Annotated in this window: 16 protein-coding genes; 9 read left to right on the plus strand and 7 right to left on the minus strand. The window is 49.3% G+C overall.

The genetic code is table 11. From position 1 onward, the window contains the following. Positions 1-390: 390 nt before the first annotated feature. Positions 391-2,565 carry an amylo-alpha-1,6-glucosidase gene (locus tag OXH18_RS01275; RefSeq protein WP_268610618.1) on the plus strand — a complete coding sequence of 725 codons (2,175 nt, stop codon included), beginning with the start codon at positions 391-393 and terminating at the stop codon, positions 2,563-2,565. Positions 2,566-2,712: 147 nt separating this feature from the next. Here the strand turns inward: OXH18_RS01275 and hemL are convergent, their stop codons facing one another. Then, positions 2,713-4,011: a glutamate-1-semialdehyde 2,1-aminomutase gene (hemL, locus tag OXH18_RS01280; RefSeq protein WP_268610619.1), complete on the minus strand. Its 1,299-nt coding sequence runs from the start codon at positions 4,009-4,011 to the stop codon at positions 2,713-2,715. A gap of 385 nt (positions 4,012-4,396) precedes the next feature. Here hemL and OXH18_RS01285 point away from each other — a divergent pair, with 385 nt between their 5' ends. Both OXH18_RS01285 and OXH18_RS01290 read left to right on the plus strand, forming a co-directional pair. Beyond that, positions 4,397-7,552: an SMC family ATPase gene (locus OXH18_RS01285; protein WP_315874807.1), complete on the plus strand. Its 3,156-nt coding sequence runs from the start codon at positions 4,397-4,399 to the stop codon at positions 7,550-7,552. A gap of 243 nt (positions 7,553-7,795) precedes the next feature. Continuing rightward, positions 7,796-8,425: a hypothetical protein gene (locus OXH18_RS01290; RefSeq protein ID WP_268610621.1), complete on the plus strand. Its 630-nt coding sequence runs from the start codon at positions 7,796-7,798 to the stop codon at positions 8,423-8,425. Positions 8,426-8,624: 199 nt separating this feature from the next. Here the strand turns inward: OXH18_RS01290 and OXH18_RS01295 are convergent, their stop codons facing one another. The 4 genes from OXH18_RS01295 to OXH18_RS01310 form a co-directional block, all read right to left on the minus strand. Continuing rightward, complete coding sequence (locus tag OXH18_RS01295) at positions 8,625-9,593, minus strand: glycosyltransferase family 2 protein (RefSeq protein WP_268610622.1); 969 nt, start codon at positions 9,591-9,593, stop codon at positions 8,625-8,627. 493 nt (positions 9,594-10,086) lie between these two features. After that, a complete protein-coding gene (locus tag OXH18_RS01300; protein WP_268610623.1) occupies positions 10,087-12,225 on the minus strand; it encodes an Eco57I restriction-modification methylase domain-containing protein in 2,139 nt (712 codons plus the stop codon). Beyond that, positions 12,222-12,938 (minus strand): SOS response-associated peptidase, encoded by a 717-nt coding sequence (locus tag OXH18_RS01305; protein WP_268610624.1) that lies wholly within the window; start codon positions 12,936-12,938, stop codon positions 12,222-12,224. Before OXH18_RS01305 ends, OXH18_RS01300 begins: the two co-directional genes overlap by 4 nt. Further along, positions 12,917-13,420, minus strand: a complete 504-nt coding sequence (locus OXH18_RS01310) for an SRPBCC family protein (protein WP_268610625.1) — start codon at positions 13,418-13,420, stop codon at positions 12,917-12,919. The genes OXH18_RS01305 and OXH18_RS01310 overlap by 22 nt, the downstream gene beginning before the upstream one ends. A gap of 379 nt (positions 13,421-13,799) precedes the next feature. Here OXH18_RS01310 and OXH18_RS01315 point away from each other — a divergent pair, with 379 nt between their 5' ends. Then, a complete protein-coding gene (locus OXH18_RS01315; protein WP_268610626.1) occupies positions 13,800-15,632 on the plus strand; it encodes a BTAD domain-containing putative transcriptional regulator in 1,833 nt (610 codons plus the stop codon). 43 nt (positions 15,633-15,675) lie between these two features. Next, on the plus strand, positions 15,676-17,058 hold the full coding sequence (locus OXH18_RS01320) for an FAD-binding oxidoreductase (RefSeq protein ID WP_268610627.1): 1,383 nt from the start codon (positions 15,676-15,678) through the stop codon (positions 17,056-17,058). Positions 17,059-17,074: 16 nt separating this feature from the next. Here OXH18_RS01320 and OXH18_RS01325 read toward each other — a convergent pair whose 3' ends face one another. Further along, on the minus strand, positions 17,075-17,869 hold the full coding sequence (locus tag OXH18_RS01325; protein ID WP_268610628.1) for a RecB family exonuclease: 795 nt from the start codon (positions 17,867-17,869) through the stop codon (positions 17,075-17,077). 1,185 nt (positions 17,870-19,054) lie between these two features. On the opposite strand from OXH18_RS01325, the gene purB reads away from it, so the two are divergent. Next, entirely contained in the window at positions 19,055-20,350 is a 1,296-nt protein-coding gene (gene purB / locus OXH18_RS01330; protein ID WP_268610629.1) for an adenylosuccinate lyase, read from the plus strand. Between the two features lie 47 nt (positions 20,351-20,397). Here the strand turns inward: purB and OXH18_RS01335 are convergent, their stop codons facing one another. Then, on the minus strand, positions 20,398-21,369 hold the full coding sequence (locus OXH18_RS01335; protein ID WP_268610630.1) for a GGDEF domain-containing response regulator: 972 nt from the start codon (positions 21,367-21,369) through the stop codon (positions 20,398-20,400). A gap of 965 nt (positions 21,370-22,334) precedes the next feature. Here OXH18_RS01335 and alaS point away from each other — a divergent pair. From alaS to OXH18_RS01350, 3 genes are all read left to right on the plus strand, one after another. Beyond that, complete coding sequence (alaS, locus tag OXH18_RS01340) at positions 22,335-24,965, plus strand: alanine--tRNA ligase (RefSeq protein ID WP_268610631.1); 2,631 nt, start codon at positions 22,335-22,337, stop codon at positions 24,963-24,965. 4 nt (positions 24,966-24,969) lie between these two features. Beyond that, complete coding sequence (locus OXH18_RS01345; protein WP_268610632.1) at positions 24,970-25,161, plus strand: hypothetical protein; 192 nt, start codon at positions 24,970-24,972, stop codon at positions 25,159-25,161. Between the two features lie 143 nt (positions 25,162-25,304). After that, entirely contained in the window at positions 25,305-25,742 is a 438-nt protein-coding gene (locus tag OXH18_RS01350; protein WP_268610633.1) for a peroxiredoxin, read from the plus strand. Positions 25,743-25,933 lie beyond the last annotated feature (191 nt).

Raw genomic sequence — 25,933 nt, forward strand, 5'->3', positions numbered from 1 at the left:
GCTAGTGTTAGTCAATAAATGTGATTTGAAGATGACTGTAGTTTGAGCGGATGCATTGGAGTCCTACTGTAGACGGCAAAATTAGCCATACTGGAAGGATTGGTGAGTCGAATCGCTGCTGAAGAATATGACAAAACCAGAACAAAGGTGGGGTTTTGTTAAGAAAAGGCAATTCATCACTTTTCAGTCACATTTGCCATTAATTCTGAGCCGTAAACTAGTCGATCGTATTGTTGTCAATGATACGTTAATCAGGCGTCGTGCTCATAGGGTTGACGCGCTCACGAGACCGATTGAATGCAGTGAGAATGAGGGAAAATCTTATCTAGATTTAGCAACACTGAAAAAGTTAGTCACGACGTATGTTTTGAGGACTTTTGAGGAGAAATCATGCAAATTAGTGTGGGTCCACCGATTCTAACGATTAACCACGGCAGTACCTTTATGGTAACGGATTTAGCCGGACAGATTCATCCCGAAGGGTACTTTGGCATCTTCTGTGATGACACGCGATTTCTCAGCTATTACGCTTGCTATATTGATGGGCATGATTGGAATCGCCTAACATCGACGACTACAGCCTATTATGCTGCCCGTATTTACTTGTCCAATCCAAAATTCATCGCTAAAAATGGTGAGGTGGCGGAAGGAACGATATCTCTGATCATTAGCCGAGTTGTAGAGTCGGGGGTGCACGAAGAACTAGAATTAACAAATCACAGCCTCAATCCTGTAAGCTTTAATTTGGAAATTGCACTGCGATCGGACTTTGCAGACATTTTTGAAGTGGAATCTCAGCAGTTTGTGCGGCGTGGGCGTATAGAAACTGAATGGAATGGTGAACGCCAAGAATTATCCACAACTTATACAAATACCAACTTCTTTCGCTGCATTACCTACCGGGTGCGCGAGTGTGCATCACCAGTTCGCTATGCCAATGGACGCATTGTATTTGAAGTTACCTTAAAGCCAAATGAAACATGGAAGACCTACGGAAAATATGTTCTAGCTGACAATGAACGTATTCAAGAACCACAAGATTATGATTATCAATCGGCAGTTGATCAACGTGTGATCAATACCGAAGTAGAGAAATTACACGATCAATGGCTGCGATCGGTTACACAATTAACCTCCTCCAGTGAAGGAGTTAACCATCTGTATCACCAATCCATTGAAGATCTAGGAGCACTGCGGCTGTTTGATTACGATATGGGATCAGATATTTGGGTAGCAGCAGCAGGTGTGCCCAAGTTTGTCACCTTGTTTGGTCGCGATAGTCTGATTGTTAGCTTACAAACGATGATGGTGCATCCTAGCTTTGCGATCGGCGCACTCAAGCAGTTGGCACAATGGCAGGCAACCGAGGTTGATGAGTGGCGCGATGCAGAACCCGGCAAAATTTTGCATGAGATCCGTCGTGGGGAACTCGCCTGTTCTCAACAAATCCCCCATACGCCCTATTATGGAACAGCCGACGCTACCCCGCTATTTTTAATTACCCTGCACGAAGCCTGGAAATGGTTGGGCGAGGATGGATTGTTGCAGGAGCATCGGGATGTGATGCAGCGAGGGTTAGAGTGGATTGATTGCTATGGTGATCGCGATGGCGATGGCTTTCAAGAATATAAAACTCGTTCATCGAAAGGAATTGAAAATCAAGGTTGGAAAGATTCTGGGGATGCGATCGTCTATCCTGACGGTCAACAAGTATCACCGCCCATTGCGCTATGCGAGTTGCAAGGGTATGTCTTTGATGCGTGGCTACGCTCAGCCGAAATTTTTGATTATTGGGGTGAATTCGATCGGGCTGATGAACTGCGCACCAAGGCCAAGCACCTTCAGGCGCGCTTTGAGGAGCATTTTTGGTGTGACGATCTGGGCTTCTATGCGTTTGCTCTCGATTCAGAGAAACAGCCTGTTCGATCGATTGCCTCCAACGTTGGACATTGCCTCTGGAGCGGTATCGTCAGCCGCGATCGGGCCGCACAAGTCGCTAAGAAACTACTGCAACCAGAGATGTGGAGCGGTTGGGGCATTCGTACCCTCAGCACCACCAATGCTGCCTACAACCCGTTCTCCTACCACCGTGGCTCCATTTGGCCCCATGACAACAGCTTGATTGCAATGGGCTTGAAACGCTACGGCTTTGCATCTGAGGTGGCACAAGTTGCGGCTGGCATTTTTGAAGCTGCACAATACTTTAGCAGCGATCGATTGCCAGAGTTATTTGCTGGAATTGTGCGAGAACCGGGCGCTTTTCCTGTTCCCTATCGAGAAGCAAATGTACCACAAGCGTGGGCGGCTGCTTCGGTTTTTCAGTTGCTTCAAGCCATGTTAGGAATACAGGCTGACGCGCCCCATCAACAACTATTGGTTGATCCAAATCTTCCTGACTGGTTGCCAGAGCTAACCCTACGTCGGATTGAGGTTGGCAATGCACAGGTCGATCTGAAGGTTTGGCGCGATGGTGATGAAACTCGCTGGGAGGCAACGGTGCGATCGGGGACGATCAATGTAGTAGCCCAGGTTAGCCCTAAACCCAACCAATCGACTGGGGGTTGAAGCAAGCGGCATCTTGCTATGCATTGAATTGACCGACTCCAATCCCCAAACCAAAGTCGTCGATTGCTCAAGGCGCTGCATGCACTGACATCGGCGGCAGTACAGAGAACGCAGGGACAATCAGACCGATCGCCCCTACAACATAGGTTAGAGATTGGACATCACCGATCGAGCCGCCTCCAAGGTGCGATCGATGTCTTCGTCGGTATGGGCCAGCGATGTAAAGCCTGCCTCAAACTGAGAAGGAGCCAGATAAACGCCCTGTTCCAACATGCCGCGATGGAAGCGCCCAAACTTGACCAAATCTGATTGCTTGGCATCGTCATAGTTGTGCACCGGGCCAGCGGTGAAGAAGAAACCAAACATACCGCTGATTTGCCCCCCGCACGCCGCATGACCGGTTTCTTGGGCAATTTGCAGCAGCCCATCTGCCAGCTTTTTGGTGATGCGATCGAGATATTCGTAGCTGCCGGGACGCTGAAGCAATTCCAAGGTTTTGATGCCAGCCGTCATTGCCAAGGGGTTTCCCGACAGAGTTCCCGCTTGATACATTGGGCCAGCCGGAGCCACCATTTCCATAATATCCCGACGACCGCCATACGCTCCTACGGGTAACCCACCTCCGATCACCTTGCCCATTGTGGTCAAATCGGGCGTGACACCAAAGCGTTCCTGAGCGCCACCGTAAGCAATGCGAAAGCCTGTCATCACTTCGTCAAATACCAACAGCGCGCCGTGTTCTTTGGTAATTTCCCGCAGTCCTTCTAAAAATCCGGCATCGGGTGGAATAAATCCAGAGTTGCCAACAACAGGCTCTAGAATAACCCCAGCAATTTGATCCGGATTTTGGGCAAATAGCGCTTTGACCGCTTCTAGATCGTTGTAAGGCGCTGTGAGCGTATCGGCGGTAGTGGTTTTGGGTACGCCTGGCGAATCGGGCAGTCCTAGGGTGGCCACGCCGGAACCTGCCTTCACTAAAAACATATCCGCATGTCCGTGATAGCAGCCTTCAAACTTGATCACTTTGTCGCGTCCGGTGAAGGCCCGCATTAGGCGCAGCACCGCCATACAAGCTTCTGTCCCAGAGTTGACAAACCGCACCATCTCCACGCTAGGCACAGCATTGATCACCATTTCCGCCAGCACATTTTCTAAATAGCAGGGTGCACCAAAGCTGGTTCCGTTCTCCAGTGCTTCCTTCAGCGCTGCAATTACTTCGGGATGGGCATGGCCGCAAATCGCTGGACCCCAACTGCCAACATAATCAATGTATTGATTGCCGTCTACGTCCCAGATGTAAGCGCCTTTGACGCGATCGAACACGATCGGCTGTCCGCCCACTGACTTAAACGCTCGCACAGGCGAATTGACTCCACCAGGCAGCAGTTTTTGAGCCGCTGCAAAAATTTCTTCTGATTTGATGGTTTTAAGCGTCGTAGTAACCAAAATTCTCTCCTCTTATACGTTCAACCTAATCCATTCAACTGAAATGAGTTACGGGTACACAATCACAGCGATAGTCATTGTCGCTAGAGCCATAGACTATCAGTCTAAAGCAATCGCCGCGACAAGATGCAGGCTCATCGACTGAATTGACGCTCAATCAATGTTCCCACTCACTCACCGCCAATAGCCTCTGCATCATAGCCAATCACCCTACTTGGACAGTTTGCCGTGATCGGGTTAGGCTGTCGATCGCCTTTCTCTTTTTCTTAAGATTTTTATTGCTTAATTCCCTCAACACCAAAAATATTTACAGAGAGATCGCAGTGCAAGCGTATTAAAGTGCAGACGTACTGTTATCTTAGGATCACAGGTTTTGCTGACACTGGTGATTCCACAACAACTGACGCTGAAAAATTTTTTGAGCTATCGAGAGGCAACGTTAGATTTTCGCGGTTTTCACGTTGCCTGTATTTGTGGTGCCAATGGAGCCGGGAAATCGTCGCTGTTAGAGGCGATCGTGTGGGCAATTTGGGGGCAAGGACGCGCCACTGACGATGATGTGATTCATCTGGGCGTCACCGAAACCTTGGTGGATTTTATTTTTCAGTATCAGCATCAAACCTACCGGGTAATTCGATCGCGTCAACGAGGACACGCCACCACTCTAGAATTCCAGATTCGCACACCCAACGGGTTTCGCAGCATCACCGAAAAAGGCGTCCGCGCCACTCAGCAATTGATCTTGCAGCACCTGCGGCTAGACTATGACACGTTCATCAACTCAGCCTATCTACGGCAAGGTCGAGCCGATGAGTTTATGCTGAAACGCCCTAGTGAGCGTAAACAAATCTTGTCAGATCTGCTGAAGCTAGAACAGTACGATCACTTGGCCGAACAAGCTAGAGAACAAGCCAGACACCTGAAAGCGGAAATTAACGTTTTGGAGCAATCCTTGGACAGGTTGGCTGAACAATTGCAGCAAGAAGAAGCATTGGCGATCGAGCAAGCCCAAGGGCAAGCCAGGTTGCAACAATTGCAGCAGCAGCAACAGACCGATGAAACTCAATTGCGACGACTCTACCACTTGCAACAGCAGCGCCAAGCCGGGTTTCAACAACTGCAATTACAACAGCAGCAGCAAGAGCACCTGATGCAGGACTGTCAACGGGTGCAGCAAGAACTAGCCGCCGCTCAGCAACAACAACGCCAGTTGGAAATCCTTCTGCAAGATGCAGAAACGATCGCCACGCACTATGCCCAATTCCAGCGATTGCAAGCCGAAGAAGAAGTTCAAAGCGCCAAGTTTCAGGCTCAACAGGTCGCCCTAGCCAAACGCCAGCAACTTCAGCAGCAGCAAGCCGACCACCAGCACGCCCTGCAAGATCAACGACGGCAGGCCCAAGCTCAACTCGATGCCATTCATCAACAACAGCAAGATATCCGCCAAACCCTAGAGAAAACCGCAGACGTAGAAGCCGCGCTAGAACAGTTGCGCCAAGCCAGAGCGCGATTGAGCGAATTGGACGGGCTGCAAATGAAAGCAACCCCGCTGATGCAACGACGACAACAGGTGCAAACCCAACTCGATCGAGTACAGGCTCGGCTACAAGCACGCCTAGAAGAATTGCAACGATTAGCCGATCGCTTACAGCAGCAGCAACAGCAGCAACCCCAGCTTCAACAAGCGGTTCAATCGATCACCAATCAAATTCAGCATCTAGAAACCCGACGGGCATATCAACAGCAAGTCCGAGAAAAAGGCATGGAGCGACGGGCATTTTTAGAACGTCTGCAAGAACAGCAGCGCGAATGTGAACGCGGCATTGCGGAACTTGATCACAAAATTGCTATGCTATCGAAACGCGGAACGGTGGAACTCGCTCATGCAGAGGTCAGTCATGGGGCTGAAACGTCGGATGAACCAGAAGTCGAGGCGGCAGCCAGTACAACTGGGTTGCTCACCCTGGAATCTCCTCGTACTGTAACAGCAACTCCTCACGCTTACCCACCCTGTCCACTGTGCGATCGCCCTTTGGATCAACACCATTGGCAAGTTGTGTTAGACCATCATCGTCATGAACAGCGAGAATTGCATCATCAACTGTGGGTAATTCGAGAACAACTCACTACCTCCGATCGCGAAATTCGGATTTTGCGGCAAGAGTACCGCGATGTAGATAAAGAATTATCGCCCTATGCTGGTCTATTGGAACGAAGAGGACAATTACAGCAACAGCTACAGGATGTTCAACTGGAACAAAATCGACTTGAGCAAATTACCGCTGAAATTCAGACGCTGGAACAAACTCTTCAACAGCAAACCTTTGCAACGGAACTGCACGAAGAATTGCAATTGCTCGATCGCAGCTTGAATCAGTTGAACTATGATGATAGAGATCACGCCCTAATTCGCGGAGAAGTCGATCGCTGGCGCTGGGCCGAAATTAAACATGCCGAAATTAAACAAGCTCAACGTCGCTGGAATCAACTCAGTGAACAAATTCCAGCCCTTGAACAAACAATCGCCACCTTAGATCAACAACTGCAAACACTTTCAACCTCACCATTGCAGCAACAAATCTATGAACTCGATCGTCATCTCGCTGCGATTGACTATTCCATTGAACATCACACTGCATTGCGACAATCGTTGCGACAAGCTCAAACCTGGCAGTTGCGCTATCAAGAACTTTTACAGGCTCAGAATAACTATCCCCACATGCAGCAAAAAGTGCGGGAACTGACTGATTTGTGGGTGCAACGAACTCAAACCCTTCAGCAACTTCGTTTACAAGAAGCATCCCTCGCGGCGCAACTTCAGCAAACCCCAGATCCCACTGAGCAACTGCATATCCTTGAACACCAGATGCAGCAACGCCGAATCGATCTCGATCGGCAGTTGGCCGATTTAGGACGGCTTCAACAACAGCAACAACAGCTAGAGTGGGTGAAAGAACAACATGCAACCCTCAGTACACAAATACAAACAGCGCGACGGCAATATCGCATCCATCAAGAGCTAACCCAAGCCTTTGGTCGCAATGGCATTCAAGCGCTGATGATTGAAAATGTATTGCCGCAACTAGAAGCTGAAACCAACCAAATTTTGGGACGCCTCAGCGCAAATCAGTTACACGTACAGTTTGTGACGCAACGAGCCAAGCGCAGCGGTTCGGCTCGCAGTTCAGACAAATTAATCGACACCCTTGACATCTTGATTAGCGACATGCAAGGCACTCGGCCTTATGAAACCTATTCAGGCGGGGAAGCCTTTCGCGTCAATTTTGCGATTCGTTTGGCTTTGGCTCGACTATTGGCCCAACGATCGGGCATGGCCTTGCAACTATTGATTGTAGATGAAGGATTTGGCACCCAAGATGAAGCAGGTTGCGATCGGCTAATTGGGGCACTGAATGCGATTGCCCCCGATTTTGCCTGTATTCTAGCGGTGACTCATATGCCCCATTTGAAAGAAGCGTTTCAAACCCGCATTGAAGTCTACAAAACCGATCGCGGATCGCAGTTGCGGTTGGTTAGTTAGCTATTTACCCCAAGCCTAAGGCTTTCTCTCGCTTCGCCCCCTACGGTATACTCAGACCATCAACAAATCTGGGTTTTACGGGTGTGAAAAGGGTTTAGCTAGGTCTTTAAGCTGATGATACAGCACCCCCTACCTCATTAGGTAATGCTGTTACTTGTGTTCAACCTTGTGTTCAACTTCGTGTTCAGCGAAAACAAAGAACACGTTGTTTATATTAGGTTTGTTTATATTTAAGGTGCGATTGTGATCAGAACCAAACTTGTTGAATTATCCACTATTGAAGCCGTCGCCTATCGCCAAAAACTGCGAGACGGCAAAGCAGGAATCGTGATTTTGCGCTATGACTCTGACCAACCTGGCTTAGCATCGGTGAATCGGCGAGCAGGCACGCCTGAACCCGCTGCCAATACTAATCTTGAGGTCTTTCCATTAGAAGCCTTTCAAGAAGCAATTGAACTGACGTCTGGAATGCCCTACTCCCGTCGGGGCGCTGTGAAGCTGAGTGGTCGTCAAGCTGAAGAGAAACCAGAGGACGCATCGCCAGAGGAAGTGGCAACGGTTGATAGCGCTGAATATGAAGCGATCGTCAAAGCTTACACCAACAAAAAAGGAGAATTGTCCTACGATCTGTTAAACAAGGATTTTATCCAGTTTGCGAAGTCCAGCAAAATTGTTGCTGATATGGTGGCAAACCGGGCATCGGTAGACGAAATCCGAGAGCACGTTCTCAAGGTGAAACTAGAGTCGCTAACAGGCAACCGCGATTTAACCGCGGCGCAAACGAACCGAATTGTGGAAATGCTGGATGAAGTCAGCCCTCGCTATGTGTTTCGCGAACTAAACGACGAGATTATTAGAATGCTCAGTCGTTAGAGGCTGCTCGGCCAATATTGGGAAACGATCTAAGCGAGCCTGGTCACGTTTGTCGCCCTCACCTAAAATCCCTCGCCCTCACAGGGTCAGGGACTTCGCTCCGGCTCCCGGCTCCTCGCTTAGGAGCCGAGGGTGAGGATGAGGGTGAGACTGGCAACCGTGATGTGCCTCAACGAGCGATGCGTCTAGCCAAATGGGTTTAGCTATACAGAGAACGAAGCTGAATAGAATAGTAAAAAATCATTAGTCTTGCTTCAATCTGTTCTAGAAAAGGCAGGGTCATCAGATACTTGCTCATCATGGTCTCGCAATCAGCGTCAGCGCTATCAAGCTTGAGATGCCGACTGTTCAAGTAGGCACCATAGCCCTTGGTGATTAGCTTTTTACTCAGCTTTTTAAACGCTGGAAAATTGATTTTCATCCAATAGCCAGCCGTCATATAGATTTCTGCATAAATCCTACGCCTTCTCGCCAATGTGAGTGATTTGTGTTTCATGTGTACTCTATAAATACCCAGTTTTTGCTCCGTTTTATAGCCCGTTGCCAGCCCGACTGCAATAGAAGTGACATAGAGATCAGTGAGGGCCATCCCTGTGAATCCTTTAATTTCCGGCAATGGAAATAGCTGCTCTAGAAGCGATCGCGAAAAGCAAAGATTAGAACTAGAGGGAGTGAAGTTTGGTAATTCGGCGCGTTTGATATTTTCTCTGAAATCAATTTTCCTGAATGTCTTTTCTACATTTTTACAGCGAATATCACTAAAAATAGCCTCAGCCCCGGATGATTGAAAATCGACTGTTGTGACGGCGGCTGATTCTGTAAAAACCCAACCAACCTCAGATGAACTGTTAAAAAACTCAACGACCTTAGTGATTCGTTCAGGAAAGTACAAATCATCCGAATCAAGCAGACAGATGATATCTCCGGAGCTTGCGGCAACTCCTGCATTGACAGCGGAAGCCTCTCCGCCATTCTTCTTCAGAACTTTAATAATTTGATCACCATAGCTATTAATAATCGTTGGAGAGCTATCAGTTGAGCCGTCATCTACTACAATTACTTCAATTTTTTTGTAGGTTTGATTTAAAGCACTATCGATAGCATCTCTCAAGAATTGTTCATAATTATAGCTAACAATAATAATGCTAACTAATGGCATCGGTTCCATATTTAAATCCTCTTAAACACACGACGATCTCTAGCCCAATGGAACGTAAACTCACACTAATACAGCCGGTATCTTGCCAAGCGGATGTCAAATACATCATCAACCGCAACTTGCAACGATACACATCAAGCCGTGATAGACGATCGCATTCAAATAACCAGAAAAAGCAAATCTAAAACATGACAAATGAAACATTGCAGATGCTAAAGTTCTGCAAAACTTGCGGAAAAATGCTTAGCTCTTCAACGTAGAGTCTATATCTATGTTGAGGGATGTGAAAAAACTTAAATTTTTAATACTTTTAAGGTAGACAGCTAAGGTAGACAGCACCACTCTACAACTTGAGGGGATCGGGAATCTAAAGACCCTGGCTCGGATTAAATTTGTCTTACTAAGCTGATTTTGTACTATATGAGACGTTTTTTTCATAAAGACTAGATAAATGTACGAAAAAGATATGAAAAGCCAATAAATCTGCAACAAACTGGTTAGGCTATAATTCCCAGCCGATTGCTTCTACTGTCTTAATTTCCGCTTCATTAAGCCGATACAAGGCATACACTAACCGATCGATTGCGTGGTCTAGTGGCCCAAACTGGCTAGTTGTGGTAGCGCTTAACCGTTGTTCGACAAGAGCAATCAAGCGGATGTATTGCTGACGATCGGTGGCGTCATCCCAATTTGGCATGTAAATGGGCAGCGATCGTAACTGGGGTGGACCGACGCGATAATAGCCACCTTGCAGCCGATTGCCGCCGAACGAATGGCGGAAGTAAGCGTTCAGCAATTGGCTATTGAGCAACCCCAGCAAGTAGCGCAGATCCAGTGTTTCTGTGTCCTGCCAAATAATAGAAGTCGATTTGGCCGCTAACACCGAACCATGGCGATCGATCGCACATTCCAACTGCTGTGAGAGTCCTGCCACAATGATTTTTGGTTTCGTGGCTTGTTGATAGCGCTTTGTTGGCAGTTTGGTGCTGTGTACCGCCGCAACGCAGGGATAATGATACACCTGTCCCAGATAGCGCAATGGCTTGTGTCCCCACCGCAACTGATAGCGATCGATTGTGCCGCTGTTGATCACAGGTAAATCGCCTGTAGTCGGCAGCGAATTGTCCTGAATTAAGGATTGAATTTCGTAAGCTTCTGCGACAGTCGCGGCTCCTTGCACGCGGGCAATGTCACCCAAGGCTGGCAGGGTTTGTTGCAGGCGACTCAGAAGGGACTGGCTTACCGGAGTGGTGAAGCGCCACATGTCCCCAGAGGCAAATAGGTTGATCGATCGGCTAGAGTGCACCTGCTGCAAATCTTGCATTGCTTCATACAAGAGAGAAGAGTTGGAAGTTCCACCCTTCTTTGCCACAAACACCAGTGGATAGACCGACGCGGCAAACACAGGCACAGCCGCGTAATCACGCAGGTGAAGAAGCTGGGTCGTTTGAGTCAGTAATTGCCGCACTGGATGAGCATAAGCAGCCGACGCTAGTTTGTTAGGCACAACCAGGCTGATGAATCCACCCGATCGACACAGATCGATCGCCTTTTCAATAAACACACAAAACAAATCCCAATTGCCTACCGCCGATCGATATTGTTGGGTGCAGGCCTGCCGCCAGTTGGGCAAGTGTGTGGTCATTCCCTCCGAGTCGAGGTAGGGGGGATTGCCAATTACCACCTCAAAGCCACCATTCGCCAAAATGGTAGGAAAGGCTTGCTGCCAAGTAAAGTCATGACAATCGGCATCGATCAAGGCATTACCACAACGCAGTTGGTTGCTGAGATCGGGCAACGGTCGATCGAGAGTATCCGGCGAGGTCAGGGTCATGAGCCACAGCGATAGCCGTGTCACCCCGATTGCCGCTGGATCAATATCTACTCCGTAGAGGTAATTTAACAACCGCAGGTGTTCAGCGATTGACAACTGCCATTGCCCGTGTGAATCTGGCACAAGTACTGATGACTTGCCCACTGTCAAATATCGTTGCAATTGCCAATTCAATAAATATTGATAGGCACCCAGCAAAAACGCGCCGCTGCCACAGGCCGGATCAAGGATTTGGAAGGACGGCAAATTACTCGATGGTTCTGCTGCCAGAACTCGCCCGATCGTTTGCTTCACGATATAATCCACCACAATCGCGGGTGTATAGTAAATTCCCCGATTTTTTTTGGTGATACGTGGAGAGGGGATGGCGATCGATTGATTGGCCAGATGATCTGATTCAGCCTGCCAAGACAAACTGTGTTCATAGAGTTGCCCTAACTGTTCGCCGATTCTCTCTAGCGTAGATTGCCTGTTTGCTTTGCCCAGCGCATTCAGCAATCGCCGCAACAGCTCGTCAGGAATGGCAACAGTCGGTAAGGCAAAGGGAAAAGAAATGCCTAAGCGATTGTCTGTGCGATGCAACAACTCCAACAGTCGAGGATATAAGTCTGATTGGTGTTGCCACTGTTCGATTGTTCCCGTTGACAGTATTCTACCGTGCTCACAACCGCACAGCCACAGCAGCGCTAACCCCAGATGTTGGGCAATGCGGTTACTTTCACTGGTAGAAGCCTGACTCTGCTGAACTAACTGAGTGACGATCGCCTGTCGCCAAGCCTCGATCGGTCTCAGCCAAGAGGAATTCATCGAGAGTTCTCTGGTGTGTTGACAGGTTCCGTCTCAGCCTCTGTGGACTGGTCTAAGGGCTGGATACACTCAGCCGTGTCATTTTTGGGACTATTGACCTTGAGGCTAACCGGGTAGCTCTGCATGGCTTCAGCCGGATACGGGCGCAACAGTGGCAACAGTCGATCGGGCTGTTGTATCTGTGGATCAAGCCACAGATCATAGGTGTCCGGAGGCAGCACTACGGGCATTCGATCGTGCACTGGCTCCAACACCGCATTCGCTACGGTTGTCAGAATTGTGCAAGAGTCAATCACATCGCCGTTGCCGGTTTCCCAATGCTCCCACAGTCCAGCCAAGGCGAAGGGTTGACGATCGACTAGTTGAAAGTAATAGGGTTGTTTCCTCTTGGGCAACCGCTGCCACTCGTAAAAGCCATCCGCCACAATTAGACAGCGCCGCCGCTTGAACGCCGCCCGAAACGACGGCTTTTCTGTCACTGTCTCCGATCGGGCATTAATTAACCGTGCACCAATGCTGGGATCTTTTGACCAGGACGGAATTAAGCCCCAGTACAAATAGGTGAATTCGCGATCGGCTTCTCCAGCCCGCACTACCGCTGCTGGTTGCGTTGGGGCAATATTGTAGCGAGGAGACACCGTAGGAACGTCTGCCAAATCAAACGCGGCTGCGATCGCCTCCCCAGATTGCGTTAGGGTATATCGTCCACACATAAGCTCCGCCGTTCTGCTTCTTGTTGAATGGCTCTCAAATTATCGCTCAAACTTCCGGCAAATACTTGATGAAACATGCCTTCTAATAAGCCAGCGTTGGCTTCGGCTTCCACGGTTTGCGTTACCAAAACTTGAGGCAACTGATCTTGAGAATTGCCCGTCTCAATGGCAATCGGATACAGCTTCCAATAGCCTTGCAGCGTTTTCAGATCACCATCGACCAGTTGAAAATAAATGCGATCGGGTGCTTGTTCAATATTCTCCGTTCGCACCGTCGATTCAACCTCCATCATCAACACCCGGCGGCTATCTACCTGTTCAACCACTTTGCGAGACGCATCCGCTTCGATCACCGAACTCGACGCCACAGTAGGCAAAAATTGCTCAAAATTCTCGTAATCCGTCAGCACCGACCAAGCCACCTCTGGCGATGCTGCCACCAATACCCAACCGATATAGTTTCCACCTGCTCCGGTAATCACTGGCTTGCCACTACGAAGGGTTTCGCGATCGGCCCGAAACGATCACTATCCGCATCCTAAACAATCTGCTTCGAGGTGCGATCGGTCTTCAGTTGTAAACCTTTATAGCGATCGCCCAGTAAATAGACCTCTTTCAAATTAGGTTTTGAACGGGCGTTGTCCGCGCAAAATCTAATTAAAAACTCTAATATGCAAGAGTCCTAATGAGGACATTGGGTTGAAAGAGAGGGATGTGGCGGCACTGCCACCACAGGGGTGAAACCCCCTGCACCGCGTCCTAAACCGACTGGCTATAGCGATAACATGAGCAATGACATGCGGTTAAGTAGATAGTTGTTGCAATTGATAGCTCGCCTTCAGGTTGTGGGAAGATCAGGGTATGACTCTGATCATCGAGTTACTTGGACACCCACGGCTAGTGCGCGATGCTGTAAATTGGCGGCCAAAGGGACGCAAGAGTTGGTGTCTGCTTGCTTACTTGTTGCTAGCGAACCAGCCAGTTTCGCGTGAGCGTTTAGCGGAGTTGCTCTTTCCAGCAGCGGATGATCCGCTTGGTGCATTGCGCTGGAGCTTGTCAGATCTGCGCCGTGTGCTTGGTCCAGACTGCAAACTCTTTGGTAATCCGCTTGTGATTACGCTGCCGTCCACCGCTTTTGTTGATGTCAACCTGGTGCGTCGAGGGCGCTGGGAGGAGTCCCTCGATCTGCCTGGTTTGGGTCAGGATCTCCTGACGGGTATCAACGTTTCGGGTAGTGCTGAATTCGAGCTATGGCTGTTCAGCGAAAGACATCGCCTTGACGGTGCTACCGAGGCCATTCTGCATGAAGCTACCTTAGCCTGTTTAGCAGAAGGACGCCTCAACGATGCACTCAAATGGGCCTCGCGGTTAGTGGATCTCAACCCGCTCGATGAGGCTCATCACGTTCTGCTGGTGCAGTGTCTTAGAACGGTGGGTGACGATGATGGAGCCGTTAAGCATGTGAAGTACTGTACTGACCTTTTCCGGCAGGAGTTCGGGGTCGAGCCAAGCCCAGTACTACAGGAGGCAAGTTGCCAACCCACAATCAATCTATCTAAAACGCGCCCCTATTCTGTGCAGGCAATGCTTGAGGCTGGGGAAGCGGCGATCGGAGCGGGGGCTATTAGTCAAGGCTTGCAAACCTTACGGGAGGCAGTCGCTCTAGCCCGCCAAGGACAGAATCATCAACTCTTAGCTCGGGTGCTGGTGGCACTGGGTCACGCGCTTGTCCATGTGGGTAGAGGCAGTGACGAGGAAGGGGGGGCAGCCCTGCATGAAGCAGTCGTTCGCGCTCTTGAAGTGGGCGATGAGTGTACCGCTGCCATTGCTTATCGAGAACTAGCCTTCGCTGACCTGGAGCGTGGGCGCTATGCCCGTGCCCTTGACCTAGTGGATGAGGCGAAACGTTTCGCCGCAGGAGACGACGCTGAAATGGCATGGATCGAATGTATCGAAGGGGCCTGTCTGAGCGATCAGGCCCGTTATTCTCAATCACTGAAAATACTGAGTTCCGCTGTGCAACGGGCTGAGCGCACCGAGTCTCCAGAGGCTTTAGTGTTTGCCCGCTGTTGGGTAGGCCGGTTGCACTTGTTGCGGGGTGAATTGGCTGAGGCAACGCCAGTGCTTGAACAGGCACTAGAGGAGGCACGTGCTTGCTGGATGGCGCTTGCCCCACTTCCCGAGTCTCTTCTGGCTGAGGTACACCTGCTAACTGGCGATCTTGACACAGCCGAGAGCCGACTCGAACGTGCTTTTGTCATGGGACGACAACTCGACGATCCGTGTTTAGAGAGCATCGCCATGCGTGGACTGGGGCTAGTAGCCGTCGCCCAGGGGCAAGATAGCCGGGGCTATCAGATGCTCATTGATGCACCACGAATTTCTCGACGGCTACCCGATAGCTATCGATGGATTGAGGCTTATGGGCTTGATGCATTGTGTCGGGTGGCGATCGACCAAGAACAAGCGGCAGCACCCCACTGGATTGCTGACCTCGAATCACTGGCCGCACGATGTGGAATGCGCGAGCTTTTTGTTCGGGTACTGTTGCATAAGGCTATGCTGGGTGAGCCAGGTGCGTTCGAGCTAGCGTGTGATTTAGCGACTGCGATCGATAACCCTTTCCTCCATAAAACCATTGCTCAAATTAAGCTCCGGAAGGTTTCACACGCTGGTTCACACGGACATCATTGATCATAGTGAGATTGGTTAGCAGCCTCATGAGGAGGAAAGTACCATGTCATCTCACACCTTCAATGAAGTCGCTCTAAAGGAACTGCGCGACGGCTTTACTGGCAACCTGATCACACCCGACAATTCAACCTATGATGAGGCTCGAAAAATCTTCAATGCGATGATCGATCGCCGTCCCAGCCTTATTGCTCAATGTGCTTGTGTAGAAGATGTTGTCCGCAGTATTCAGGTTGCCCGTCATTATGGTCTTGAGATTGCAGTGCGTGGTGGCGGGCACGGTGTTGCGGGTAAGGCGCTTACCGAAGGTGGACTCGTCATCGACCTGCGGCAAATGCATTCCGTCTCAGTTGATCCGATTGAGCGCACGGCGACGGTTGGGGGTGGAGCTACGATGAGTCACCTCGATCGAGCGACAGAACCCTATGGACTGGCGACAACAGGGGGACGAGCCTCTACAACAGGCGTGGGTGGATACATCCTGGGAGGTGGCAGTGGTTGGCTTGACCGCAAGTTTGGTCTCGCCTGTGACAACCTCCTCTCCGTCGAACTCGTGACAGCCAGTGGTGCTGTGATTCATGCCAGCGAAAACGAACACTCAGAACTCTTTTGGGCACTTCATGGTGGGGGTGGTAACTTCGGAGTTGCAACTTCATTTACATTGCGTTTGTACGAATTATCGTCAGTCAGCGTGATGTTGTTAATATGGTTGCCTGAAGCCGGGGTAAACGTGCTTCGTACCTACCGAGATTTTATGGAATCAGCCCCTGATGACATCGGCGGTGGTGCGCTTTTTCTGACTGCCCCTGATGAGGAATTCGTGCCCGCATCGTTAGTTGGGAAGATGGCTTTCGTCGTTCTCATTACCTATGCTGGCTCATTATCTGAAGCCTATCAGGTCGCAGCCCCAATGCTAGAACTAGGACATGAGGGAGAGTTTATTTCAGAAATGTCCTATGCCGATCTCCAATGTATGCTCGACGATCCTCCCGGACATCGCAACTATTGTTCTGTGGAGTATCTTGATGCTTTCCCGAATGAAGCCATCGATCGGTTCTGTGCCCATGCAAAGAACATGATTGTACCTTCAGCGTCTCAGCATATTCTTCTACCGCAGGGAGGTGCACTAGGACGGGGGCGCTCTGACTATCCGTTGCCGTGGCGACAGGCTCCCTGGCTGATTCATCCCTACGGTTTATATCAAGATTCGGCTGATGATCAGCGGGTTCGGCAGTGGACTCACGATACTCGATCTGCCCTCAAACCGTGGGAGAGCGGGGCCGTCTATCTCAACTTCATTGGTGACGAGGGGCAGGATCGGGTGGTTGCTGGACTTGGACAGGAGAACTATGCAAGGCTGGCAAACGTTAAAGCTCAATATGATCCAGAAAACGTCTTTCACTTGAACCACAATATCAAGCCGACTTAATCGGCTCGGTTTGCCGCTACAGGCTTAACACTAATTGTAATCCCGGTTCTGGGCGAGCATCGTCTGGTAATGGATCGGGGTCGGGTCGCATGGCGGGACAATACCGCGCATAGGCACATCGATCGCACTGTGCCCCTGGAAAGGGTTGCCACCGTCGATCGCGCCGCAACTCAACGGCCAAATCGCTGACAACAGACTCAACTTGCTCACGATGGGCGGGTGTGGCTTCAAAGCTAATTTTTTCGCCAGTACGCAGATAGAGCAGACTGAGGCGCTTGAGGGAGCGTTGATAGCGTTGTTCCAAGGCTAGATAGTAAAGCCCAATCTGCAAATCAATCTCGTCGGGTTCGGATGGCTCAATTTCTTTGGCAGACTTATAGTCAATTAGTTCAAGCCCGTCATCTAGGTAATCTAGCCGATCGTAGCGTCCAGATAGAGTGAATTCTAGATTGTCTACCCGCAAACAGCCCTGAATTCTACCTTCCACCGCCACTGGGCGTCGCATCGCCGATTGAGTGGTAATGAAGGTGTGATAGTAGCGCCGGAGAATCGATCGTCCTTCTGTAATTTGGCTAGACGTCAGATCGCCGACCTGCTGATTCCAACAATATTCAAACCAATCCCAACGTGGAATCGGATCTTGATAGTGCCAGTCTTGATAAATTTGCGCCAACGCTTGATGCAGTGAAGTTCCCAAGGCAGCCGAGCCAAAAAAGGCAGCGCTTTCCAGCCGCCGTTCATAGCGAAAATAGTAAGCACGAGGGCAACGATAGTAGGACTGTAACTTGGCAGCAGAGAGGAGGTAGGACATGCTTTTAACACCGATCGTCTGAAACAAATCACCTGAACCAAAACAAATCGCCCGCCTAAAATGGTTGCAATGCTTCCTATTTGGCAACTCCTTATGGCCCATCGAAGCAGCTATACAGGCTTGTGGCTACTATGATGACACTAGATATAGGATTTGGACAGGTTTTTTGCATTAATTATTTCTACATGTAGAGTTGAGCGCGTTGAATCAGATTTTTAGCTTCAGAGATCTGCTTAAAAGTTTGTTGCTACCCTCGTTTCCACCACTCATAGAGTGCAGCGTCAGTGAAGCAACCCTCTCGGAAGCACGCAGCTAGCTAATTGACGGACCAAAGGTTTCCGCCCTTGCCCTAAATCCTCTCCCCAAGAACGCGGAACTTCAATCCGGTTTCCCTGCTCCTAAGCGGAAAGAAGGGAGTCGGGAGTCGGGAATGAGGTTAAACTGGCACACGTGACATGCTCCCTTCCTCTCGCCCCGTTCCGTCGGTAAGCGCTCACCAAATTCCGGATCAATTCAAAAAAATTTTAAACAGTCTATCGGAGCGTTTCGTCCTTGTCCTCTGGGCATTATGTTGCGATCGGCTAATTGGATTTCCTACATCTTTGGTCGTAACAAATCATCAATGATCTTGATCATTTTGAATGATTGGTTATGATGAAAAAAAGTAAAGTCAATAACAAGATTGTCAATTTAGGCGATCGGATTTTGACGTATCTCTAGGCTGAGACTGAAGGAGCTATCCGATTAATGGATTACATTCAGAAGTTGCTTGAAAAAGTGAAGGAGTGGGCCGGCAAAATTATTGAGGCGCTCCTGGGGCCAGAAGCGCAGCCGGAGCCAGAGCTAATCCCGGTGCCTGTAAGAGACAGTAACCGCAGACGCTGAATGGTCTTCTGATTTGCCTCGCCCAAGTTAAGATATCGCATTTTTCTACAGCCTGATCAATTCAGGCTTATTTTATGAATCTATTCAGCCAGATAGCTGGCTATTCCGCCACAATTGTGTAAATTCGCTCTGAGTTCAGCGAGATGGCTGAAAAAGATTTTGTAAGGATTTTGTAAGGTTCTAGGTCGCATGGCGCGACTCACAACAGTGCCTAGAACTATAAGCCAACCTGAGTCATCCAAGCACAACTGCCTGAAAGGAGTTGTACAATGTTTGGGTTGTAAGCTAAGGACACGAGCCTTGATTGAGCGCTATACTTTGCCCGAAATGGGCAATCTGTGGACGGAAACCTACAAATTCAAAACGTGGTTACAGGTCGAAATTGCGGTTTGCGAAGCACAAGCCGAACTGGGCCACATTCCCGCAGAAGCTGTAGAAACTATCAAGGCAAAGGCAAATTTTGATCCGCAGCGGATTTTAGAAATTGAGGCAGAAGTCAAACATGATGTGATTGCCTTTCTCACTAACGTCAATGAATACGTCGGAGATGCTGGGCGTTATATTCACCTGGGCATGACCAGTTCTGATGTGCTAGACACAGCGTTAGCCTTGCAACTGGTGGCTAGTTTGGATGTGATTATGTCACAACTGGAGCATCTGATTCACGCGATTCGCTTCAAAGCTCAACAGCATCGCGATACGGTGATGATTGGCCGATCGCATGGTATTCATGCTGAACCGATTACCTTTGGCTTTAAGCTGGCAGGTTGGTTGGCCGAAGTGTTACGCCATCGCGATCGCCTCTGTGCCGTACATCAACGCATTGCCGTTGGCAAAATTTCTGGTGCGGTTGGAACCTATGCCAATATTGATCCACGCATTGAAGCAATCGCCTGTCAAAAACTAGGACTAGAACCGGATACTGCCTCCACGCAGGTTGTTTCTCGCGATCGCCATGCCGAATTTGTGCAGGCAATTGCCTTGCTGGCCGCCTCAATTGAGCGGTTTGCGGTAGAAATTCGCAACTTGCAACGCACCGATGTTTTAGAAGTAGAAGAATTCTTTTCTAAGGGACAGAAAGGTTCCTCTGCTATGCCCCACAAGCGTAATCCGATTCGATCGGAACGGCTGACCGGTCTCGCACGTATGATTCGCGGCTATGCGGTGCCTGCGTTGGAGAACGTCGCGCTGTGGCACGAACGCGATATTTCCCACAGTTCCGTCGAGCGTATGATGTTTCCCGATTGCTGCACATTGATGCACTTCATGCTGGTAGAAGCCACAGACTTAGTGAAGAATTTATTGGTTTACCCCGAAAACATGCAGCGCAATCTAAACCTCTATGGTGGCGTCGTGTTCAGCCAGCGAGTTCTTCTAGCGCTGGTGGAAAAAGGCATGAAACGCGAAGAGGCTTATGCGATCGTCCAATCCTGTGCACATACCGCTTGGAATCAACCCAATGGAGATTTTCATGCCTTGGTTGCTCACCATCCCCAAGTGACCGCCTTGCTTTCACCTGCCGAGATTGAGTCCTGCTTTGATCCACAACACCATTTGACTCACCTGGATACCGTGTATCAACGGCTCAATATTTAGCAAAAAGCCAAAGGATGAAAAGCCTTAACCCATGACCCCAATCCCCATTATGCCCACACATTGGGACAGCCAACGACGCAATTACGTCCTTGGGCTTTAGCTTGCAATAACCGTTGATCGGCACGTTGCAATAAACTTGTTCCTCTCGCATCATCGGTGATTTCCAAAGTGGCAACCCCGGCACTGATAGTAACGCTGAGATCTAGGGTTTCGTTGATGACAAACGGTTGATAATTGATCAACTGGCAGAGGCGATGGGCAATGCGCTGAGCTTCTTGACACGCAGTGTCACTGAGGATAACGACAAATTCTTCTCCACCATAGCGAAACGGCGTGTCATAAAACCTTAAGTTGTGGCGAAGGCGAGCAGACAGCAGTTTAAGCACTGCATCTCCTACCAAATGGCCATGGGTATCATTGATAACTTTGAAATAGTCTACGTCCATCATAATGAGGCTGATCGGCACATTCCGACTCCGAGCGTTTTGAATTTGGCGCGGCAGTTCCCATTCAAAGGCACGGCGGTTGTTAAGTTCAGTCAGCGGATCAGACAGCGCGATCGCCGATAACACATCATTCGCCCGAATCAGTTCTCGATGGTTTTGCACTCGCCTCAACCCCGCTTGTACTTGTACTTGCAATCGCCGGTCATAGAACTCCCTTTCTGCGTCAGAACTGATCATTTCAGCATCAGGCATCCAAACATACGCATCGGCTCCAGCCTCTAGCAATTTCACTTCTCTGTTTAATTGGTCTGATCGATTCAGAGGTTGATCATCAATCACAATGCAGTAGATCCACGCTAGACGGTTTTGCAACTTGATTTGTTGACAAAGCTCGATGCCGTGGGGTTGCTCCGCTTGAATCAACACAAGATCGGGCTGTTGAGCTTGAATCAACGGCATGGCTTCAGACGAATTGTCTGCCACCTCGACCGTAAAAGTTGCCAGGTCACGAATTCGATCTAACGAGAAAGATCGGAAGCGATCGCTTCCAATCACAAGAATTGAAGCGTCCATTTAACGTTATTTGCAAGACTCAACGAATGGGTCAGACTTCCACAACCACGGAAACCTAGTCGAAATAGCAAATTGAAATAGCACTTGGGTGTCAAGAAGCTATAAGTCTGTGTATTACCAAGTATTACCAAGTATTGCTAAGTATTATTTAATGTAGCATTAGCAACTACCTTAACTGCTCCCTATCTTTTTCATTACTCTCTCCAGATCGGGAAGTTACCGCCGAACTTAAATTGGTAATCAGAAGTTGCCCTCCAGATCAACAGCATTTCATCGGTTGAAGTTAGCGTCGATCTAAGGTTGCTGATAATGCTTGTATGGGTTCAAGAAGTGACAGCTCCGGTCAGGATACACATCCTGGTATGGCCAATTGGGCACTGATGCCTAAAAGTCTAAACCAACAAGGGAACAACTGTAGCTGCTTTCAACAATTAACTATGATGAAATAGCCAAAGCGAGAAAAATAGCGCATTTGCAAGTTTTTGGCTTAGCTGCGCTTTAAACTACTTACAACTGGATCAAAGAAAATTTCGCATTCTTCTTATCTACGAATAACGCCATGCGCCGTTTTTCCGACCTCTCCTTCGTTCTGATCCCTCTCCTAGATTAGGTAAGAGGCGCTTTAATTGCGCTTGTTCTCATGCTAAGAATAGACAGACGGGAATCAGGGCTAACGGTAGAGTATAGATTCGGATACGTGGTCATTAGAAACAGCTATTCGCCTAAAATTATAGCCTCGAGATTCTACTGATTCAATTAATTTTTAGTATAATTTTATACCTAAAATTAGCAAGTTTCTATCTGCTATTTCTCTGCTAAGAGTGTCGTTCTGGTTATTGCCAGTGCCGTCATGAAAATTCAACGAATCAATGCTTGTCTGATTCGCGGCCTGTACAATTGACCTTCAAAGTTCTTTATGCTAGAGATAGCTTCACCCTCTACATTACTCCTGATAGTTTCTTCCCATGCCTACTCCTCTTAGCGGCGATCGCATTCGACAAACCTTTCTTGATTTCTATGCAGCTAGGGGGCATCAAGTTCTGCCAAGTGCCTCATTAGTACCCGAAGATCCAACGGTGTTGCTAACGATCGCAGGAATGCTACCTTTCAAGCCAATTTTTCTGGGTCAGCGTCCGGCAGAGTTTCCTCGTGCCACCACGTCACAAAAATGTATTCGCACCAATGATATTGAAAACGTGGGACGCACCGCCCGCCACCATACTTTCTTCGAGATGTTGGGAAACTTTAGTTTCGGCGACTATTTCAAGGAAAAGGCGATCGCGTGGGCATGGGAGTTGTCTACCGAGGTGTATGGACTGCCGGCGGATCGCTTAGTGGTCAGTGTCTTTCGCGAGGACGATGAAGCCTTCGCCATTTGGAGAGATCAAATTGGCATACCGCCCCATCGCATTATTCGCATGGGTGAGGCAGATAACTTCTGGAACTCTGGTCCAACTGGCCCATGTGGCCCCTGCTCTGAGATTTATTACGATTTTCACCCAGAGCGAGGGGATGATTCTATTGACCTCGAAGATGACACCCGTTTCATCGAGTTCTATAACCTGGTGTTTATGCAGTACAACCAGGATCTGGAAGGCAATCTAACCCCGCTGCAAGCCCAAAACATCGATACAGGTATGGGGCTAGAGCGCATGGCGCAGATTCTCCAGCAGAAGCCCAATAACTACGAAACCGATCTAATTTTTCCGATTATTGAAACCGCCGCTAAGATTGCGGGCATTCGATATACCAAGGCAGATGAGGCGACCAAAGTATCGCTAAAGGTGATTGGGGATCATATTCGAGCCGTTGTTCACATGATTGCGGATGGTATCACAGCGTCCAATTTAGGGCGGGGCTATGTGTTGCGTCGCTTAATTCGACGAGTGGTGCGGCACGGACGGCTGATTGGCATTGAGCAAGCCTTTACCACAGACGTGGCAGAGTCTGCCATTGCCCTGATGGAAAAAGTCTATCCAAATCTGCGCAGTCGAGAGCCAGCCATTAAGGCCGAGTTGCAGGTCGAGGAATCACGCTTTCGAGAAACGCTCGATCGCGGCGAAAAGTTGTTAGCTGACATTATGTCTGGGCTACCTAAAGGGGGGGAAATTTGCGGCATAGATGTGTTTGAACTATACGACACCTACGGGTTCCCGGCTGAGCTAACCCAAGAAATTGCTGAAGAACAAGGTTTGACCGTAGACATGGCGGGCTTCGAGTCCGAAATGGCAAAACAACGCGATCGCTCGCGTGCGGCTCACGAAACGATTGATCTGACGGTACAAGGAACATTAGACAAACTGGGCGGGCAACTGCACGAAACCGAGTTTTTGGGCTATACCGAAGTGTCGAGTTCGGCTCGCGTCACGGTGCTGCTAGTAGATGGCAAAACAGTGGAAACCGCAACGGCTGGTACCGACGTGCAGATTGTGCTTGATCGCACCCCTTTCTACGCAGAATCCGGGGGGCAAATTGGCGATCGAGGGTATCTATCGGGTGATGAAGTCGTGGTACGGGTTGAGGATGTTAAGAAAGAAGGCAGCCTATTTGTTCACTTTGGGCGGATCGAACGGGGCACTCTAGCAGTGGGCGATCGGGTAACAGCACAGATTGATCTGGCTTGTCGGCGACGGGCCCAAGCTAACCACACCGCTACTCATTTGCTGCAAGCAGCGCTGAAGAAATTGGTTAACCCCAATATTGCCCAAGCAGGGTCGCTGGTGGCGTTCGATCGGCTGCGGTTTGATTTCAATTTGGCACGCCCGGTGACGCCAGCCGAACTTCAGCAGATCGAAGACCAAATCAATACCTGGATTGCCGAAGCTCATGGGGCCCAAGTTGCTGTCATGCCTCTAGTAGACGCCAAGGCCAAAGGTGCAATCGCCATGTTTGGCGAAAAGTATGCCGATGAAGTGCGAGTGATTGACTTCCCAGGGGTATCAATGGAACTGTGCGGTGGTACGCACGTCAGCAATACCGCAGAAATTGGTCTGTTCAAGATCATTTCGGAGTCGGGTGTGGCAGCTGGGGTGCGACGAATTGAGGCCGTGGCTGGGTTGGCAGCGTTGGAATACTTAAGCCTGCGCGATCAAATTGTCCGTGACTTGAGCGATCGATTTAAGGCAAAACCGGAGGAATTACCCGATCGAATCACGGCACTGCAAACTGAATTAAAAACTACACAAAAGCAACTAGAGTCGCTGAAAGCCGAACTGGCACTCACTAAGTCTGAGCAACTGTTGGGGAAAGCTGAAGCGATCGGTAATGTCAAACTACTGGTGGCTGAGTTAGGCAATGTCGATGCTGAATCTCTCAAAACAGCGGCAGAACGATTGCTGCAAAAGCTGGGTGAAGGTGCGGTAGTGTTAGGATCAGTTCCTGACCCCGAAAAAGTTAGCCTTGTGGCCGCCTTTAGTCCTAGCCTCAACAAGCAAGGGTTGCAAGCGGGCAAATTTATCGGGGCGATCGCCAAACTCTGTGGCGGCGGTGGCGGTGGGCGACCGAACTTAGCACAGGCGGGTGGACGTGATGCCAGCAAACTTCCCGAAGCCTTGAACACGGCACGGCAGCAGTTAGAAGCCGAACTGGCAAAGTAAACCAATGGCTTACAGCGACTTTACTCTAGCCAGCGTTAAGACGACGCTTGACCTGAATGTTGATGAAAGCCAAAGTCTGTTTCAATCCGTTGAACGGGTGCAGCCGTCTGAATTTTTAACGGTGGCATTACAGGACTATCTACCACTGGCAACAGCTATCAATACAATTCTAGGAATTCTCTTGCAACCGTTCTAAACGGCTCCCTTGATCAGTACTTCATAAATCCTCACAAATTGATGGTCAACTTCCACGAGTTGGATGCAACACTCCCTGGCGATCCCAATTAACGTTACAATCTGTGACCGAAGACTCGATATACACTCAAGGAAACAGAATTTATGCCTTTATCGGTTGGTGATCCCGCTCCGAACTTTACCGTCAAGGATACCAATGGCAATACGGTGTCTTTGTCGGATTACGCTGGCAAAACCGTCGTGCTGTACTTTTATCCTAAAGACGACACGCCCGGCTGCACCAAAGAAGCCTGCGGCTTTCGCGATAACTATGCTCAATATCAGGGCAAAGATGTTGTGCTGTTTGGCGTCAGCACCGATGACGAAGCTTCCCACAAAGCATTCACGGATAAATACAATCTGCCCTTCCCGCTGCTAGCCGACACCGATAAAACGATCGTCCAAGCCTATGATGTAGATGGCGGTGGCTATGCCAAGCGCGTTACCTATGTCATTGGACCCGATGGCACGATTGCCAAAGTCTATACCACGGTCAACACCGAAACCCATGCCAATGATATCTTGGCGGAGATTGGACTCTAACCAAGAATGAAGGATAAAGACTAAACGAAGGATAAAGAGGAACTGAAGCCCTATTGGAAGCAAATGGTGTACTAGTCCTGCTTCCACATAGTTGTTGCAGAAAGGATTCAGGTTAGTTCCACGGCTTCAGATGGAGGGCAGGAATTTCTTGTTAGTCTCTATCCTTCTTCAGACTTTATCCTTTCTAAACT

This window comes from Thermocoleostomius sinensis A174 (assembly GCF_026802175.1).
GTDB lineage: Bacteria > Cyanobacteriota > Cyanobacteriia > Elainellales > Elainellaceae > Thermocoleostomius > Thermocoleostomius sinensis.

Excerpts from the sequence above, each read along its gene's own strand:
- OXH18_RS01275 (WP_268610618.1), top strand. The coding sequence starts at position 391 with ATGCAAATTAGTGTGGGTCCACCGATTCTAACGATTAACCACGGCAGT.
- OXH18_RS01305 (WP_268610624.1), bottom strand. The coding sequence starts at position 12,938 with ATGTGTGGACGATATACCCTAACGCAATCTGGGGAGGCGATCGCAGCC.
- OXH18_RS01320 (WP_268610627.1), top strand. The coding sequence starts at position 15,676 with ATGTCATCTCACACCTTCAATGAAGTCGCTCTAAAGGAACTGCGCGAC.
- alaS (WP_268610631.1), top strand. The coding sequence starts at position 22,335 with ATGCCTACTCCTCTTAGCGGCGATCGCATTCGACAAACCTTTCTTGAT.
- OXH18_RS01325 (WP_268610628.1), bottom strand. The coding sequence starts at position 17,869 with ATGTCCTACCTCCTCTCTGCTGCCAAGTTACAGTCCTACTATCGTTGC.
- OXH18_RS01350 (WP_268610633.1), top strand. The coding sequence starts at position 25,305 with ATGCCTTTATCGGTTGGTGATCCCGCTCCGAACTTTACCGTCAAGGAT.
- OXH18_RS01295 (WP_268610622.1), bottom strand. The coding sequence starts at position 9,593 with ATGGAACCGATGCCATTAGTTAGCATTATTATTGTTAGCTATAATTAT.
- OXH18_RS01315 (WP_268610626.1), top strand. The coding sequence starts at position 13,800 with ATGACTCTGATCATCGAGTTACTTGGACACCCACGGCTAGTGCGCGAT.
- OXH18_RS01335 (WP_268610630.1), bottom strand. The coding sequence starts at position 21,369 with ATGGACGCTTCAATTCTTGTGATTGGAAGCGATCGCTTCCGATCTTTC.
- OXH18_RS01345 (WP_268610632.1), top strand. The coding sequence starts at position 24,970 with ATGGCTTACAGCGACTTTACTCTAGCCAGCGTTAAGACGACGCTTGAC.
- OXH18_RS01300 (WP_268610623.1), bottom strand. The coding sequence starts at position 12,225 with ATGAATTCCTCTTGGCTGAGACCGATCGAGGCTTGGCGACAGGCGATC.